Source organism: Pseudomonas sp. TWI929, assembly GCF_039673335.1.
Classification (GTDB): domain Bacteria; phylum Pseudomonadota; class Gammaproteobacteria; order Pseudomonadales; family Pseudomonadaceae; genus Aquipseudomonas.
Window position 1 is genome coordinate 14,651 of record NZ_JBDJLK010000069.1, and the last position, 15,176, is coordinate 29,826.

15 protein-coding genes and 1 riboswitch are annotated in these 15,176 nt (G+C 63.7%); of the genes, 6 read left to right on the forward strand and 9 right to left on the reverse strand.

The annotated features are described in order from the left end of the window. Positions 1-63 precede the first annotated feature (63 nt). The 5 genes from ABE456_RS21970 to ABE456_RS21990 all read left to right on the forward strand — a co-directional run bounded on the left by ABE456_RS21970 (position 64) and on the right by ABE456_RS21990 (position 5,139). Entirely contained in the window at positions 64-660 is a 597-nt protein-coding gene (locus tag ABE456_RS21970; RefSeq protein ID WP_346645801.1) for a paraquat-inducible protein A, read from the forward strand. Then, positions 657-1,286, forward strand: a complete 630-nt coding sequence (locus ABE456_RS21975) for a paraquat-inducible protein A (protein WP_346645802.1) — start codon at positions 657-659, stop codon at positions 1,284-1,286. Before ABE456_RS21970 ends, ABE456_RS21975 begins: the two co-directional genes overlap by 4 nt. After that, positions 1,286-2,926 carry an MlaD family protein gene (locus tag ABE456_RS21980; RefSeq protein ID WP_346645803.1) on the forward strand — a complete coding sequence of 547 codons (1,641 nt, stop codon included), beginning with the start codon at positions 1,286-1,288 and terminating at the stop codon, positions 2,924-2,926. The genes ABE456_RS21975 and ABE456_RS21980 overlap by 1 nt, the downstream gene beginning before the upstream one ends. A gap of 11 nt (positions 2,927-2,937) precedes the next feature. Continuing rightward, positions 2,938-3,474, forward strand: a complete 537-nt coding sequence (locus tag ABE456_RS21985; protein ID WP_346645804.1) for a PqiC family protein — start codon at positions 2,938-2,940, stop codon at positions 3,472-3,474. A gap of 279 nt (positions 3,475-3,753) precedes the next feature. Continuing rightward, complete coding sequence (locus ABE456_RS21990; RefSeq protein WP_346645805.1) at positions 3,754-5,139, forward strand: amino acid permease; 1,386 nt, start codon at positions 3,754-3,756, stop codon at positions 5,137-5,139. Positions 5,140-5,173: 34 nt separating this feature from the next. Here the strand turns inward: ABE456_RS21990 and ABE456_RS21995 are convergent, their stop codons facing one another. The 3 genes from ABE456_RS21995 to ABE456_RS22005 all read right to left on the reverse strand — a co-directional run bounded on the left by ABE456_RS21995 (position 5,174) and on the right by ABE456_RS22005 (position 8,268). Then, a complete protein-coding gene (locus ABE456_RS21995) occupies positions 5,174-5,950 on the reverse strand; it encodes a ParA family protein (RefSeq protein WP_346645806.1) in 777 nt (258 codons plus the stop codon). A 208-nt stretch (positions 5,951-6,158) separates the two neighbouring features. Next, complete coding sequence (locus tag ABE456_RS22000; protein ID WP_346645807.1) at positions 6,159-7,730, reverse strand: diguanylate cyclase; 1,572 nt, start codon at positions 7,728-7,730, stop codon at positions 6,159-6,161. A 58-nt stretch (positions 7,731-7,788) separates the two neighbouring features. Beyond that, a complete protein-coding gene (locus ABE456_RS22005) occupies positions 7,789-8,268 on the reverse strand; it encodes a hypothetical protein (RefSeq protein ID WP_346645808.1) in 480 nt (159 codons plus the stop codon). 130 nt (positions 8,269-8,398) lie between these two features. Between ABE456_RS22005 and ABE456_RS22010 the strand changes: the two genes are divergently transcribed. After that, positions 8,399-8,896: a GNAT family N-acetyltransferase gene (locus ABE456_RS22010; RefSeq protein WP_346645809.1), complete on the forward strand. Its 498-nt coding sequence runs from the start codon at positions 8,399-8,401 to the stop codon at positions 8,894-8,896. A 21-nt stretch (positions 8,897-8,917) separates the two neighbouring features. Here the strand turns inward: ABE456_RS22010 and ABE456_RS22015 are convergent, their stop codons facing one another. The 6 genes from ABE456_RS22015 to ABE456_RS22040 form a co-directional block, all read right to left on the reverse strand. Then, complete coding sequence (locus tag ABE456_RS22015; RefSeq protein ID WP_346645810.1) at positions 8,918-10,255, reverse strand: OprD family porin; 1,338 nt, start codon at positions 10,253-10,255, stop codon at positions 8,918-8,920. Then, positions 10,252-10,686: a pseudoazurin gene (locus ABE456_RS22020; RefSeq protein WP_346645811.1), complete on the reverse strand. Its 435-nt coding sequence runs from the start codon at positions 10,684-10,686 to the stop codon at positions 10,252-10,254. The genes ABE456_RS22015 and ABE456_RS22020 overlap by 4 nt, the downstream gene beginning before the upstream one ends. Positions 10,687-10,703: 17 nt before the next feature. After that, positions 10,704-11,492, reverse strand: a complete 789-nt coding sequence (locus tag ABE456_RS22025; RefSeq protein WP_346645812.1) for an ABC transporter ATP-binding protein — start codon at positions 11,490-11,492, stop codon at positions 10,704-10,706. Then, positions 11,489-12,505, reverse strand: a complete 1,017-nt coding sequence (locus ABE456_RS22030; protein ID WP_346645815.1) for an iron ABC transporter permease — start codon at positions 12,503-12,505, stop codon at positions 11,489-11,491. The genes ABE456_RS22025 and ABE456_RS22030 overlap by 4 nt, the downstream gene beginning before the upstream one ends. Continuing rightward, a complete protein-coding gene (locus ABE456_RS22035) occupies positions 12,505-13,515 on the reverse strand; it encodes an ABC transporter substrate-binding protein (protein WP_346645813.1) in 1,011 nt (336 codons plus the stop codon). Before ABE456_RS22035 ends, ABE456_RS22030 begins: the two co-directional genes overlap by 1 nt. 110 nt (positions 13,516-13,625) lie before the next feature. Continuing rightward, positions 13,626-13,825: riboswitch (cobalamin riboswitch) on the reverse strand. A gap of 28 nt (positions 13,826-13,853) precedes the next feature. Next, positions 13,854-15,020, reverse strand: coding sequence for a DUF1624 domain-containing protein (locus tag ABE456_RS22040; protein ID WP_346645814.1), 1,167 nt, complete (start codon positions 15,018-15,020; stop codon positions 13,854-13,856). Positions 15,021-15,176 lie beyond the last annotated feature (156 nt).

Sequence of the window (15,176 nt, forward strand, 5' to 3'; positions counted from 1 at the left end):
CTGAACCCAATCGATTGTTGTCAACGGATGTCAGCCTGGGCCGGGCTGTACGCGGGAAGGACCATGAGCAACAGCAATGATCTGATCATCTGCGAATATTGCGACACGGTGTACCACCGTGCGCCACTGCTCAAGCACCAGCGCGCCGTTTGCCAGCGCTGTGGCGGCGTGCTGTACCGGCACCGGTCACTGACCATCGAGCAGCGTCTGGCACTGAGTGTGACTGGGGGCATCCTGCTGGTATTTGCCAATTATTACCCGGTGATGACCATCGGTATGCAGGGGCTCACCCATTCGGCCACGTTGTGGGACTCGGTAGCGATCCTCAGTCACGGCAGTATCACGTTCATCGCCCTGGTTATGGCGCTGGCGATCATCTTTGCGCCGGTGCTGCAGATTGCCGTGTTGTGCTGGGTGCTGAGTTTTGCCTTGGCCGGCCAACGCGCCCCCGGTTTTGCCCTGTGCATGCGCGGCCTGGAGAGCCTGCGGCCGTGGAGCATGCTGGAGGTGTGCCTGCTGGGGGCGATGGTGGCGGTGATCAAGCTGGCGGGGTTGCTCGATGTGATCCCCGGTATCGGCCTGCTGGCCCTGGCCGCGCTGAGCATGCTGATCATCCATATTGCCGGCAAGGACATCCGCGACTTATGGGAGCAGGTATGAACACCCCGGCCAACGCCGACGACCTGGGCCTGTGCCTGTGCCATGGCTGCGGCCAGGCCTGCGAGCTGGGCAGCGGTGCGCACACGTGTGACCGCTGTGGTGCCGCCATTCACCGGCGCAAGGCCAATGCCATCAGCCGCGGCTGGGCGTTTTTGCTGGCGGCGCTGGTTTTCTATATCCCCGCCAACCTGCTGCCAGTGATGCGCACCGAAATGCTTGGCAGTGGCAGCGAAAGCACCATTGGCGGTGGCGTGCTGGAGTTCTGGGAGGCCGGGGCCTGGGATATCGCGCTGATCATCTTCATTGCCAGCGTGGGTGTGCCGGCCATCAAGTTCTTTTCGCTCGGGCTGTTGCTGTATACCTCCCAGCGCCGGTCCACATGGGCCTGCCGGCAGCGTTCGCAGCTGTACCGCTTTGTCGAGCTGATCGGTTACTGGTCGATGCTCGATGTGATGGTGGTGGCGCTGGTGGCAGCGCTGGTGCAATTGCACGGGTTGGGCACCATCGAACCACGGGTGGGCATCCTGTTTTTCGGCATGGTGGTGGTGCTGACCATGTTTTCTGCGATGAGCTTCGATCCACGCCTGATCTGGGATAGCCATGCCAACGAGGGGAGGCCGCATTGATGGGGCAACAGACTGACAAGCGCGAGGGCGCAGGGCAGGTTGAAGTACACACCCGGCGCTGGAGTGTGTCGCTGGTATGGATCGTGCCGATCCTGGCGATTCTGATTGGCGCTTCGCTGGTGGTGCGCAACTGGATGCAACAGGGGCCGGTGATTTCAATATCTTTCCACACTGGGGAAGGGCTGGTGGCACATAAGACCCAGGTGAAATACCGCAGTGTGGTGATTGGCGAAGTGACCACGGTGGACCTCGCCGATGACAAAAAAAGCGTGGTCGCCAAGGTGCAGCTGTCCAACGACGCCCGCTCGTTCGCCACCCAGGGTGCGCGCTTCTGGGTAGTGCGCCCACGCATTGGCGCGGGTGGCGTTTCCGGGGTGGACACCCTGCTTTCGGGCAGTTTCATCGGGGCCGATTCCGGCGAGTCGAAAGTGCCGGAGAAATCCTTCACCGGCCTGGAGCTGCCGCCGCCGATTACCTTTGACGAAAAGGGCAAGCGCTTCTTCCTCACCGCCAGCGACCTGGGCTCGCTGGATGTCGGCTCGTCTATCTACTACCGCAAGATCCCGGTGGGTGAGGTGGTGTCGTTTGCCCTGCAGGATGATGGCAAAGGAGTGGAGATTGGCGTGTTCGTGCAGGCACCCTACGACAGCTTCGTCACTGCCGATACGCGCTTCTGGAATGCCAGTGGTGTCGACATGCAGATCAGTGCCAACGGCCTGAAGGTCGATACCGAATCGCTGTCGTCCATCCTCGTGGGCGGGCTGGCGTTTGGCTCGCCCGATTTCGCCCCGCAAGCCGAGCCTGCTGTCGACCAGGCCCGCTTCCAGTTGTTTGCCGACCGCGATACGGCCCTGGCACCTCCCTCTGGCCAGGCGCAGTACCTGCAGTTGCGCTTCGACCAGGCCATGCGCGGCTTGTCGGTGGGTGCCCCGGTAGAGTTCAAGGGTGTGGAGTTCGGCCGCGTCACCTCGGTCAAGCTCGATTACGATGCCGTCCGGCAGACCTTCCCGGTGGTGGTCGATGCGGTGATCTACCCGCAGCGGCTGGGGCCGGTGCGCGGCAAGATGCTGGCTGCGTTCAAGCACGCCGAGGGCGACATGGCGGGTGCGCGGCAGCTGATCGGCACATTCGTCGAGCATGGGCTGCGGGCCCAGGCGCGCAGCGGCAACCTGATCACCGGGCAGATGTTCATTTCGCTGGACTTCTACCCGGATGCCCCCAAGGTGGCCTTCGACATGGCTGCAGACCCCATCATGATTCCTACGCTGCCCGGCAGCCTGGAGCAATTGCAAGAGCAGCTGCAGCGGGTGGTGGAACGGATCGCGAAACTGCCGCTGGAGAGCATCGCCGGCAACCTCGACGGCACTTTGCGTGAACTGCGCGCCAGCCTCAAGCAGTTCAATGGCCAAACCCTGCCGGACGTGAAGGTGGCGCTGGAGGAAGTGCACAAGACCCTGCGCACGGCCAACTCGGCCATTTCCGAAGACTCGCCGCAGCGCGAGCGGATGGGCGAAACCCTCGACGAACTGGAGCGCATGTCGCGTTCGCTGCGTGACCTTGCCGATTACCTGGGCCGGCACCCCGAGTCGCTGATTCGTGGGCGACCGAAAGCGGCCGGGGCCGCAGACCTTGAACCCTGAGGAGACAGCCGATGCATCGACTGCGCAATGTGTGTGGGGCCGGCCTGCTGGCAATGCTGTGGGGCTGCAGCAGTACCATGAACAATTATCACACGCTGGTACCGAGCGAACCGGTGCGCGACACTGGCCAGCGCATCCAGGTGGACAGGGTGGCCGTGCCGCCGCAGGTGGACCGCCCGCAACTGGTGGTGCGGCAAGGGCAGAGCGGCTTGGCCATTCTGGAGACGGAGTGGTGGGGGGCCAACCTGGTGGATGAGTTCCGCAGCGCTTTACAGGACCAGTTGGGCGGCCCGGTCGGCAACGGCAAGGCGTCGCTGCGGGTGGACGTGCAGCGCTTCGACACGATTCCGGGGCGCTACGCCTCGTTGGAGGCGGTATGGCGCCTGACACAGCCTGGGCAGGCTGACCTGACCTGCCGTACCTCGCTGCAGACAGCGGCGGACAACAGCATCGCCAGCCTGGTGAATGCCCACCAGGCCAACCTGCGCAAACTGGCCGAGGCGGTGCGCGGGAGTGCCCGCCAGGGTAGCTGTTCTGCATCAGCCTGACTGACACGGCCCCTTTCTGTAATCGCGCCGCGGACGCTGTGGGAGCGGGTTTACCCGCGAAGCAGGCGACGCGGTGTATGGCACCGGCTGCGCCGGTGTTCGCGGGTAAACCCGCTCCCACAGGGTCCGCGGCTGCGGCCGCATGAACCTTCTCGCCTTTCATACATTTGTACAGGCCAGCGCGTGCACGCCTGCATTTTTGCGCTAGGCCGTATTCCGCGCCGTGCATACCCTCCTGAAGCGGCAATGTCGATTACCAATAATAAAAGGAGACAACCAATGCCGATTCAGTCGGAGCATGACCCGCGTCTCAAGCGTGCCCTCAAGACCCGGCACATCAGTATGCTGGCCCTGGGCGGTGTGATCGGGGCCGGTTTGTTCGTAGGGTCCAGCGCGGTTATCGCGTCAACCGGGCCGGGTGCCTTCATCACCTATGCCATTACCGGGCTGATCGTAGCGCTGGTGATGCGCATGCTCGGCGAGATGGCCGCCGCGCACCCGGCCAAAGGCTCGTTCGTCGACTATGCCCGGTTGGCCTTCGGGCGCCCGGCCGGCTATATGACCGGCTGGTTGTATTGGTACTTCTGGGTGATCGTGGTCGGTTTCGAGGCCGTGGTCGGCGGGCAGATCATCAACGCCTGGCTGCCCGCTATCCCGGTGTGGGTCGTTGCCCTTGGCCTGATGGTCGGCATGACCCTGCTCAACCTGATGTCGGTGCACTCGTTCGGCGAGGCCGAGTACTGGTTCGCTGGCATCAAGGTAGCGGCTATCGTGGTGTTCCTGGTGGTGGCGGGGTTGTATGTGTTCAACCTGTGGCCCGGCTCCAGCGCCAGCTTTGCCAACCTTACCCAACACGGCGGGTTCCTGCCGCACGGCGTGGGCTCGTTGTTCACGGGTGTGGTGGTGGTGATCTTCTCCATGACCGGTGTTGAAGTCGCCACCCTGGCGGCGGCAGAATCGGAAGACCCGTCGCGCAACATCCGCAAGGCAGTCAACACGGTGATGCTGCGTATCCTGGTGTTCTTCGTGCTGGCGACGTTCTTCATCGTGGTGGCGCAGCCGTGGACCGCGATCGCGCCTGGCAAATCGCCGTTCGTAAGCACGCTTGAACATATCGGTATTCCCGGCGCGGGCGACATGCTTACCGTGGTTATCCTGGTGGCGGTGCTGTCGGTGCTCAATGCCGGGCTGTACACCTCGTCGCGGTTGCTCTACGTACTGGCCTCCAACGGTGAGGCGCCACGCTGGGTGGCCGAGGTCAGCCGCAACGGCGTGCCAGTGCGCGGGGTGATTGCCTCGACATTGGTGGGCTATGGCTGCGTGGTGATTGCGGCGCTGTGGCCGGATACCGTGTTCCAGTTCCTGATCAACTCGTCGGGTACGGTGTTCCTGTTCGTCTACCTGGTGATTTGCCTGTCGCAGCTGAAGCTGCGGCGCAAATGGGTGGCGGAGGGCACGCTGAAGTTTGCCATGTGGGGGCACCCGTGGTTGCCGCTGCTGGTGACGGGGTCGATAGTGGCGGTGCTGGTGAGCATGGCCTTTGACCCAAGCATGCAGGTGAGCCTGGGGCAGTGCCTGGTTGCGATTGCGGTGATTGCGGTTTCGTATGCGGTGGTGCGGTTGCCGCGAAGGGCGCAGCGGGCTGCTGAAATTGAGTTGAATTAGCGAACTTGGGGGCGCAGAGCGCCCCCAGGGTCAGTCAGGCCGCGCGCTCAAGCAGGTCAAGCAAATCAACAAACTCCATCGCCAATTTGTGCCGTGGCGCCAGATGCACCAACGGCACCGACGCCTGGTGCGATTCACGCATCTTGATCGAACTGCTCAGGTACACCGGCAGCACCGGCATGCCTTCATTGCGCAACTGCTCGACCAAGGTATGGTGCAGCGCGGTGCGGCCGGCGAACTGGTTGACCACCACACCTTCCACCTGCAATGCCGGGTTGTGGTCCTGGCGCAACTCTTCAACCTCGGCCATGACGCTATGCAGGGCCTGGCGCGAGAAGCTGTCGCAGTCGAACGGGACCAGCAGGCGCTCGGCTGCCACCAGCGCGCTGAAGGTGTAGAAGTTGAGCGCGGGCGGGGTGTCGATGTAGATCCGCTCGTAGTCCTCGCCCAGCTCCACCAGCAGCTTGCGCAGCTTGTTGATCTTGAACTTGCTCTCCAGCTTGCTCTGCAGGTCGCTGAGGTCTGGGCTGGCGGTAACCAGGTGCAGGTTGCTGTAGCAGGTTTCGGTAATCGCCACGCGGTGTTTCTTGCCAGCAGCGGTGACTGGCGACAAGGTCTGGCGGAAAAAGTCGGCGATGCCGGCAGGAATCGCGTCATTGACCAGGCCGGTCAGGTAGTAGGTGGCATTGGCCTGCGGGTCGAGGTCGACCAGCAAAGTCCGGTAGCCTTCGGCAGCACTGGCAGCAGCGAGGTTGCAGGCGATGCTGGATTTGCCGACGCCACCTTTCTGATTGAAAACCACACGACGCATGAGACGCTCATCCATGAAATGAAAATGTCAGGTTGGGGTCAATCCTATGACTGAAACACTGCAGATTTATGACAAAGATTGTTACAACCAGTTAAGTTCATCTTTCACAGTTGGCAATTGGCTTGCCTTGAGCTGTTGAAGTGTCTGTTCCGGCCTTTTCGAGGCATCGAACCGCCGCGAAAGGGCCGGTACAGCAGAAACACCAAACTCAGGCAATCTCTACCCGATTACGCCCCATCTGCTTGGCCCGGTATAGCGCCCGGTCAGCCTCACTCAATACCTCCACCGGCTCGCTCCCGGCTTCGCCATTCCAGCGCGCCACCCCCAGCGAAACCGTCACCGCCCCCACCGGTTCCACCGGCGTATCCTGCACTGTCACCCGCAGCCGCTCGGCTACCACCGTCGCCACCTCCAGGCTGGCCCCCGGCAGTAGCATCAGGAATTCTTCACCCCCGGTACGGCATAGCAGGTCACCTTCGCGGCAACAGCGTCGCATCAGCTCTGCCAGCCTACGCAGCACCTGGTCGCCCACCTCGTGCCCATGGCTGTCATTGATCCGCTTGAAATGGTCGATATCCAGCACTATGGCCGAAAATGCCCGCCCCTCAGCTTCCAGCAGCGAAAGGCTGAATTCCAGGCTGCGGCGGTTGCCCAGGCCGGTCAGCGGGTCGGTCTGGGCATCACGGTTGAGCCGGCCGATGCGCTCCTGCAGCAAGTTCAAGCCGAACAGCAGCGCGCGCTTGAGTTCTGCCGCCTCAAAGTACCAGGCCTGCACCCGATGCAGGCGCTCGGCGGTGCCGGCGCGGTCCATCGAGCGGGCACCCGCAGCCAATTGCCAAAGCGGGCGGGCGATCGTCAGGGCCAGCCACCACAGCAGCAGGCAGCCCACCAGTGCCAGGGGCGCCGATGTGCCGACCACATTCAGCACCAGGTGGCTCAGGGGCGTTACGGTCTGCACCAGTGGCTGCTGTGCCACCACGCCCCAGCCGGCACTGGGCACGCTGGCAAAGCCGGCGAGCATTTCCACGCCCTGGCTGTTGGTCAGTTGCCGGGTGCCGCTGTCCAATGTCGCCAACTGATCGATCAGCGCATTGCCCTCCACCACGGTGCCTACCCGTTGGCTGTTGGGGTGGTACAGCAGGCGGCGGTTGCGGTCGACCACGTACAGGTACGAACCGTCCTTGTAGAAGTGTTCGCCCAGCAGGCTGTTGAGGATGTTGCGTTCACGCAGGTACAGGCTGCCTCCGACATAGCCCAGGTAGTGGCCATTGCTGTCGAAAATGGGTTGCGACAGTGCCACCACCAGGTTGTTGGCCGCCGAGAGGTAGGGTGTGGAAACCAGTGGCCGGCGTTCGTGCAGTGCTTCCTGCGCACCGGGTGACTGCATGTGGCTGCCGACCAGGTGGCGAAGCGGGGCGGGGGATATTGCCAGCAGCACACCGTTGGCATCGATCACGAAGGTGGAATTGAAGGCCATGCTCTGGCCAAGCACGCGGTCGGTCTCCCGCTGCAATGCAGTGGCGTCACCCAGTTGCCGGCCTTGTACGCTGGCGCTGAACGCCAGTTGCTGCAAGGCGTTGTCGATGAAGGTTTCGGTGATGCTGGCCAGCTTGGCCGCATATACCCGGTTGGCTTCCAACGCGTGGTCGATCAGCAGCTGGCGCTGTACCCGGTAGCTGGCGAAATAACTGGCGCACAGCATGACCACGGCGGTAAGGGCGCAGAGCACCAGAATGAGTGTACGTAGATCCAGGCGCAATCCGTGCTTGGCGTGTGGCAATCCTGACCTCGGGTGATCGAAAAGGGTTAAGAAAGGGGAGTGACCTTGCCGGTCGCGATCAAGAGCCTGGCTTTTCCCGCGCGTTCAGCTCGTCTTCCACCTGCTGCATGCGCTGCTCCGCCAAGGCCTGCACCTTGGCGTCGCGGGCGGTTTCACGCATCAGCGCGGTGAGTTTTTCGCTCAGGCGTTTGCCGGCTTCGGTATCTTCCAGGGCGCGGGCCTTGGCCGGGTCCTGGGTGGCTGCGACGATGGTGGCGAACTCGGCGTCGCTGAAGTTCTTTTCGCTGTACAGGCGGAACAGGTCCTGGCGCTGGTCCTCGACCGTCAGATGCTTGCGCAGTACCTCCTGGATGGTGGCTTGCGACAGCTGCGGGTGCGTGCGGCCGAGCAGCGCGGCCATGCGTTCGATGTTGTGCGTGTAGGCATCCTGCAGCGGCAGCTGGGCGAGGATCTGTTCTTCACGGGAGGGTTTCTGGTCGCAGGCGCAGAGGGCGGCAGTCAGCAACAGGGGCAACAGCAACTTCTGGAGGCGAGGCATGGTGTGGCCTGGTCGGGCTGTGAAGGCTGTCGATTATAGCGAGGTCCGCCAGGCCACGACGAGCCCTATGATTTGCCTTGAGCGTTGTGCTGGGGTAGAACCTTGTCCTCCAACCACTGCCAACAGCCCCATGCCGAACTGGACCTTGCAACCTGTGGCACACGATGCCATTGCCGAAGTGCTTGCGTTTGTCGACAGCGCGCGCCGCGAGCTGTTCCCGATGCTCGCCAAGGCGCCATTGCCGCGGGACCTTGCGCATTTCGCCGAGACTTACCTGGATGGCGCGGGATGCTTTCTCGGGGCCCGTGATGGCGGGCGGCTGGTCGCGGTAATCGGCTACCTGCCTTATGACCACCGCTTTGCCCAGCTCGATTATCACGCGGGGCAGGTAGTCGAGGTGGTGCGCCTGTTCGTGCTCCCGGCGTACCGCAGGCATGGCCTGGCTGGCACATTGTTCAGCGCGTTGCGCGAGCGGGCGGTGCAGGCGGGTATCGACTGCCTGTACCTGCATACTCACCCGTTTCTGCCTGGCGCGATTGCGTTCTGGGAGCGGCAAGGGTTTACGGTGGTGGATGTGGAGCAGGACCCGGTCTGGCAAACCACGCATATGCAATTGCAGTTGCGCTGATACGTCAGGCAGCGCGGACCATCAGAACCCACCCCCCAGCGGCCACTCCACCGCCAACCGTATCTGGTCCCCATCCAGCTCTGCCTGCGCCGTATTCCCCCGATGCACGTTGTGCCTCAGCGAAAACGTGGTGCCCTTGGCCTTGCCACTCTGCACCACATACCGCGCCTCCAGGTCCCGCTCCCAGTGCTTGCCACCCTTGCCATAACCCAGGTACGCATACCCGCCATTGGGGTCGACATGCGTGCCATCGATATCGAACCCGCGCACGTACAACGCTGTGAGGTTCAAACCTGGTACGCCGTAGGCCCCCATGTTCAGGTCGTAGCGCGCCTGCCACGACTTTTCGTTGGGTGCGTTGAAGTCCGACATCTGCACCGCATTGGCGATGTAGATCGCGCCCCGCGTTACGTAGTCGAACGGCGTGTTGCCGTCCACTTGTTGCCAGCCCAGGCTGAAGCCGTGTGGCCCATGGCTGTAACGCGAGACCAGGCTCCAGGTGGTGTTGTCGATACGCCCGGACAGCGCCTTGCCGGTATCGGTGGTGCGGTACAGGTTGAGGTCCAGGCTGAGGCTGCGGCGGTCATCCAGCGCATGGCTGAGGGTGCTGCCCAGGTAATGCTGGTTCCAGCTGTCTTCATAGCGCGAGGTGTACAGGCTGCCGCTGAAGGCCGCGTCGGGGTTCCACACCGCGCCGGCCAGGTCGAAACTGTTGCCCTGGCGACCGTTGGAGTAGTTCACCACAAAACCCTGATCGTGGCTGGAGGCGTTGCGGTCGGTGCTTTCGTTGAAGTGCCCGGCTACCAGCTTGAGGTTGTCGAACTCGTTGCTGGTGAGGAAGAAACCGGTGGCGGTCTCGGGCAGCAGGCGGCTGTCGGAGGAACTGAACACGGGCGTCTTGACCCGTTGTTCACCGTAGGACAGCACCGTGCTGGATACGCGCAGCTTGAGCGCCGCACCGCCACGGCTGTATTCGTTCTTTGGGTGCCCGTCGTTATCGACTCCAAGCAAGCGCGCCTTGCCTGCCCGCCCACCGCCGCTGTCCAGTTGCATGCCCAGGTAGGCATGTGCATCGACCCCGACTCCGATCAGTCCTTGCGTGAAGCCCGACTGGAAAGTACCTATCAGGCCGTAGGCCCATTCCTCGGCCTTGCCATTGCGTTCGTTGCGCGGCTTGTAGGCATTGCGCGCAGCACTGTTGCGCCCACCGTGCTTGTAGTCGCGTTGGTCGAACACGCTGCGGTTGAGGAGGCTCCAGCTGCCATCCTCGACAAAGCCATTGCTCTGCGATTGGGCGGATTCGGCCAAGGCTACAGGGGCAAGGCCCAGCAGCGGCAGTGCCCACAACAGCCGGCTCATTGCCCGGCCCCGAGCTTTTGCAGTTGCGCGGCAAAGCGGGCCTTGGCCCGTGGCGGCAAGCTGGAAGGCAACTCGGCTGCAGTCGCATCACCCACCTGGATCAGCATTACCATGCCCATCGCCAGGTGCGGAATGCACTGGATACCGTACACACCTGGCACGTTGAAGACCTGCTCGAACGGTTGGTTCAGCTTGCTCTTGAACGGCTCGGCGCCGCTGGGTAGCAGGCCCGGTACGCTGGCGGCGTTGTGCCCGTTCTGGGTCGGCAGAAAGCGCACGCTGTCGCCGGGGGCGATGATCAAGTGGTCCGGTTCGTAGACCATGGCGCCGTCGCTGCCGCGGTTGAGCATTTTTACTTCATGCACTTCTGCATGCGCGATCGAGGCCAGCAGGGCGCTGGCGAGCAGCAGGGTGGTACGGCGCAACAACATGGGCAGAACTTCCTGGTTCAGGGGGCGCGAAAGCGCAGGATGCGCGCGCCGTCGAACGGGTCGGTGAGGTAGTGGGCATGGACGCCAAAGGTGCTCAGCAGGCGCTCGGGGGTAAGCACCTCGAACGGTTTGCCGAGGGCGACCAAGCGGCCTTTGTCGAGTACCGCAACCCGGTCGCAGGTGAGCGCCTGGTTGAGGTCGTGCAAGGCCACCAGGGTGGTCACCGGCAGGGCCTGCACTTGTTGCAGCAGGCTCAGCTGGTGCTGGATGTCCAGGTGGTTGGTCGGCTCGTCGAGTAGCAATACCTGTGGCCGCTGGGCCAAAGCACGGGCGATATGCACGCGCTGGCGCTCGCCCCCGGACAGCGAACCCCACAGGCGTGTGCGCAGGTGCAGGGCATCAAGGTCGGCCAACGCCTGTTCGACGATGGCACGGTCCTTACCGGAGAACGGCGCCAGGGCTGACAGCCACGGCGTGCGGCCCAGGGCGACGGCGTCGAACACGTTGATCGCATCGAGGGTGTCGGCCTGCTGCTCAACCAGTGCCAAGGTCTGGGCAACACGGCGGCGGGGCATCTGTGCCAGTGCTTCGCCCATCAGTTGCACACTGCCGCTGGCCGGCTTGCGCAGGCCCGCCAGCAGCTTCAATAGCGAAGACTTGCCTGAGCCGTTGGGGCCGACGATGCCCAGGGTTTCGCCGGCAACCACACTGAGGTGGATATCGCTGAGTACGCCATTGCCGGCCAGTTGCAGGCCCAGGCCGTGGCAGCTCAGCGGTGCCATCTGTACAGCAGCCATGGCGGTCATGGGCGCCCCCGGCGGCTGACCAGAATCAGCGCGAACACCGGTGCCCCGATCAGGGCAGTGACCACGCCTACCGGGATCACCTGGCCGCTGATCAGCGTGCGCGAAAGGATGTCGGCGGCAATCAGGAACAACGCACCGCCCAGCGCGCTGGCAGGCAGCAGGCGGCTGTGCCCGGGGCCGAGCAGCAGGCGCAGGGCATGCGGGATGACCAGCCCGACAAAACCGATGGCGCCGACGATGGACACCATCACGGCCGTTACCAGCGCCGCACAACTGATCAGCAGCAACTGGGTACGCCGCACCGGGATACCCAGCGAGGCGGCCGAATCGACGCCGAAGGTGAACGCATCCAGCGCACGGCGGTGCCACAGACATACCAGCAGACCGAACAGCGCGACCGGCACGGCCAGCCACACCGAAGGCCAGCGCACGCCGCTGAGGTTGCCCAGCAGCCAGAACAGGATGCCGCGCGCCTGCTCGGCGGTGGCCGACTTGGTGATCAGGAACGCGGTCAGGGCGTTGAACAGTTGCGAGCCGGCAATACCGGCCAGGATCACCTGGGCGTTGTTGCTGCTGGGGCCTGCCGCGCGGGCCAGCACCAGCACCAGGGCAAAGGCCGCCAGGGCGCCGATGAAGGCCCCGGCGGACATGCTCAAGGCCAGGCTGCCCAGGCCCAGCAGGCCGACCAGTACTGCACCGGTCGAGGCACCGGCAGACAGGCCTAGCAGGTAAGGCTCGGCCAGTGGGTTGCGCAACAGCGCCTGAAGGATCACCCCACAGGTGGCCAGGCCGGCACCGCAGGCCGCCGCGACCAGGGTGCGGGTCAGGCGGTAGTTCCAGACGATGCCGGCGTCGATCGGGTCGACCGGGTAGCCGGCGTGCCACAGGTGGTTGGCCAGCACCTGGCCGACCACGCTGGGCGACAGGTTGGTTTCGCCGATGGCGGTACCGGCCAGCAGGGCAGCCAACAGGGCTGCCAGGGCAACGGCGATGCAGGGTAGCAGTCGATTGATCACTGGCTGGCTTTACCGCTGGCAAAGGCTGCCGACAACGTCTGTACGCCACGGAACAGGCGGATGCCGGCCTGCATGGCGTCGGCGTCGAGGATGATGATGCGGTCGTGCTTTACCGCGTCCATGTTGCGCGTTACCGGGTCGCTGCGCAGGAATTCCAGCTTCTTTTGGTAGTCGTCGGCGGGGAAGCGACGACGGTCCATGCGGGCGATGATCAGCCAGGTAGGGTTGGCCTTGGCCAGGGTTTCCCAGCCTACGGTTGGCCACTCTTCGCTGGACTCGACCACGTTGCGCACGCCCAGGGTGCGCAACATGAAGTCGGCGACACCCTGGCGCCCCGCTACATAGGGGTCGATATCGAGGTCGGCGCTGGAGAACCAGAACAGCGCCGAGGTGGCCGACAGGTCCTTGCCGGCCAGTTGCGCCTTGGCGCTGTCCAGGCGGCTTTTGAGCTCGGCGTTCAGCGCCGTGCCACGTTCTTGCACGTTGAAGATTTCCGCCAGCTGGCTGACGCTTTTGTAGATGCTGTCTACCTGGAACGCCTGCAGGCGGGTGCCGTCGGCGCCGACCAGGTTGTCCTTGCCTTCGCAGTCCGATGGCAGCAGGTAGGTGGGGATTTTCAGCTCGTCGAACTGTTCGCGGGTACCGACCACACCCTGGGCGCCGACCATCCACTCGAACTGCACTGCCACCAGTTGTGGGCGCTTGCCGACCACCGCCTCGAAGCTGGGGTCGTTGTCGGCCAGGCGCGGCACCTTGGCGTTCAGCGCCTGGTACTCGGGCAATACGTTGTTGAACCACAGCGAGGTACCCGCCAGCTTGTCGCCAAGGCCCAGTGCATAGAGCATCTCGGTGCCGGCCTGGCCGATGGTGACCGCGCGCTGCGGCGCCTGGGCGAAGGTCTGCGGCTTGCCGCAGTTGTCGACCGTGAGCGGGTACTGGGTGGCGGCAGCCTGGGCCAGGCCGCTGAGGCCAAGGCCGGCGAGCAAGGTGGCGAAACGGGGCAGCATGCTGGGCGATCTCCTATCGGACAGTTCACGGAATGAACGCACGGACAGGCATCGCCGCGCCCCCGCTTGCAGCAGGGGCAACACAGATGGCCAATCCCGGACACCCCGCCGGTTGGTGAATGTAGGCCGGCAGGTCTCCTGACTGATGCGTCATGGCCCGGCTCCGGCCTTCCCGAGCAGTTAAACCCAGTGGCATCGATGGAGCAGGCTCGGCACCTACAGTTGCGGGGGCAGTTCCGTTTGGCCCGTATTGGCGGGCCTGGGATTCCCTATTAATTCCGTGGTGGAAACCGGCGGCCCGCATGGTAGACCATCGCGCCGCCGGGTGAAAACGCTTTTCAGAAGTACTTCAGCCAGCTGATGTCGCGGCGACGCTGCTTCAGCCGGGCGAACCAGCGGACCGGCAGATACAGCGAAACCGCCAGCAACAGCGCACCCAGCCACACCGCAGCGATGCCGTCGAAGCCGAAATAGTCGCCATGGTTGAGGCCAAACATCGCCACGCAGGCCAGGTACAGCAGCTTCAGCACATACAGGTGCAGCAGGTAGAAGAACATGGGTGCAGCACCGAACACCGCCAGGGCACTGATCCAGCGTGCCTGGCCGGCGCGTTCGAAAGCGCGCAGCAACAGTAGGCCGCAGCCCAGGGTCAGGGCCAGGAACAGCAGCGACGGTGGGTACTTGGTGATGTTGAAGAAGCTCATCAGGGTTTGCGTAAAGGTGGGGTAGCCACTCCACGGTGCTTCACCATAACCGTTGAACATGCGCAGCACGACAAAGCCCAGCAGCGCCAGCAACCCGGCCAGCAGCAAGCGTTGCTGGCGCTGGCCGGTCTCGCTGCCGCGGGCAAACCAGGGGCCCAGGCCATAGCCCAGGGCGATGACACCGATCCACGGCAGCACCGGGTAGGACGTGCGCAGGCGCAGGCTGTCGGAGAATTCCAGCCAGCCGCGGTCATGCAGGATCGCCCATGGCACATGCAGGGCCGATTCCACGCCAAAGTGCAGGCTGTCGAGCAGGTTGTGGCCTGCAATGATGACTGCACCCAGGGCGAGCAGCGCGGTGCGAGGCAGCCACACCAGCAGCGACATGGCGACCATGCTGACGCCGATGGCCCAGATCACTTGCAGGTAGATCACGCTGGGTGGCAGCTGGAAGGTCCAGGCGAAGTTGACCAGGGTGAACTCCAGCACCACCAGAAACAGCCCGCGCTTGAACAGGAACACCGAAACGTCGCCACGGCCCTGGTGCTTCTCGCCGTACAGCCAGGCCGAAAGGCCGGTCAGCAGGACGAACACCGGCGCACACAGGTGGGCCAGGGTGCGGCTGACGAACAGCGCCGGCTCAGTGGTGTCGATAACCATTGGGTCGCTGACCTGGCGGTGCAGGAAAAAGGTCTCGCGGACGTGGTCCAGGAGCATGAACAGGATCACCAGGCCACGCAGGGCATCGATGCTCTGCAGGCGCTGGGTAAGCAAGGTGGGGGTGGCGCTGGTGCTTGTCATGGAGGGTCGCTGGTAGGAATGAATGTCATCTGGAATGTTATCTTATAACTAATCGATTAGGGGTTGGTAGCGGTTTTTGTGTGGCCTGTGCCGGCCCTTTCGCGGGCTTGCCCGCTCCCACAGGTATGGCGCAAGTCTCAAGGGCAGCGCTATACC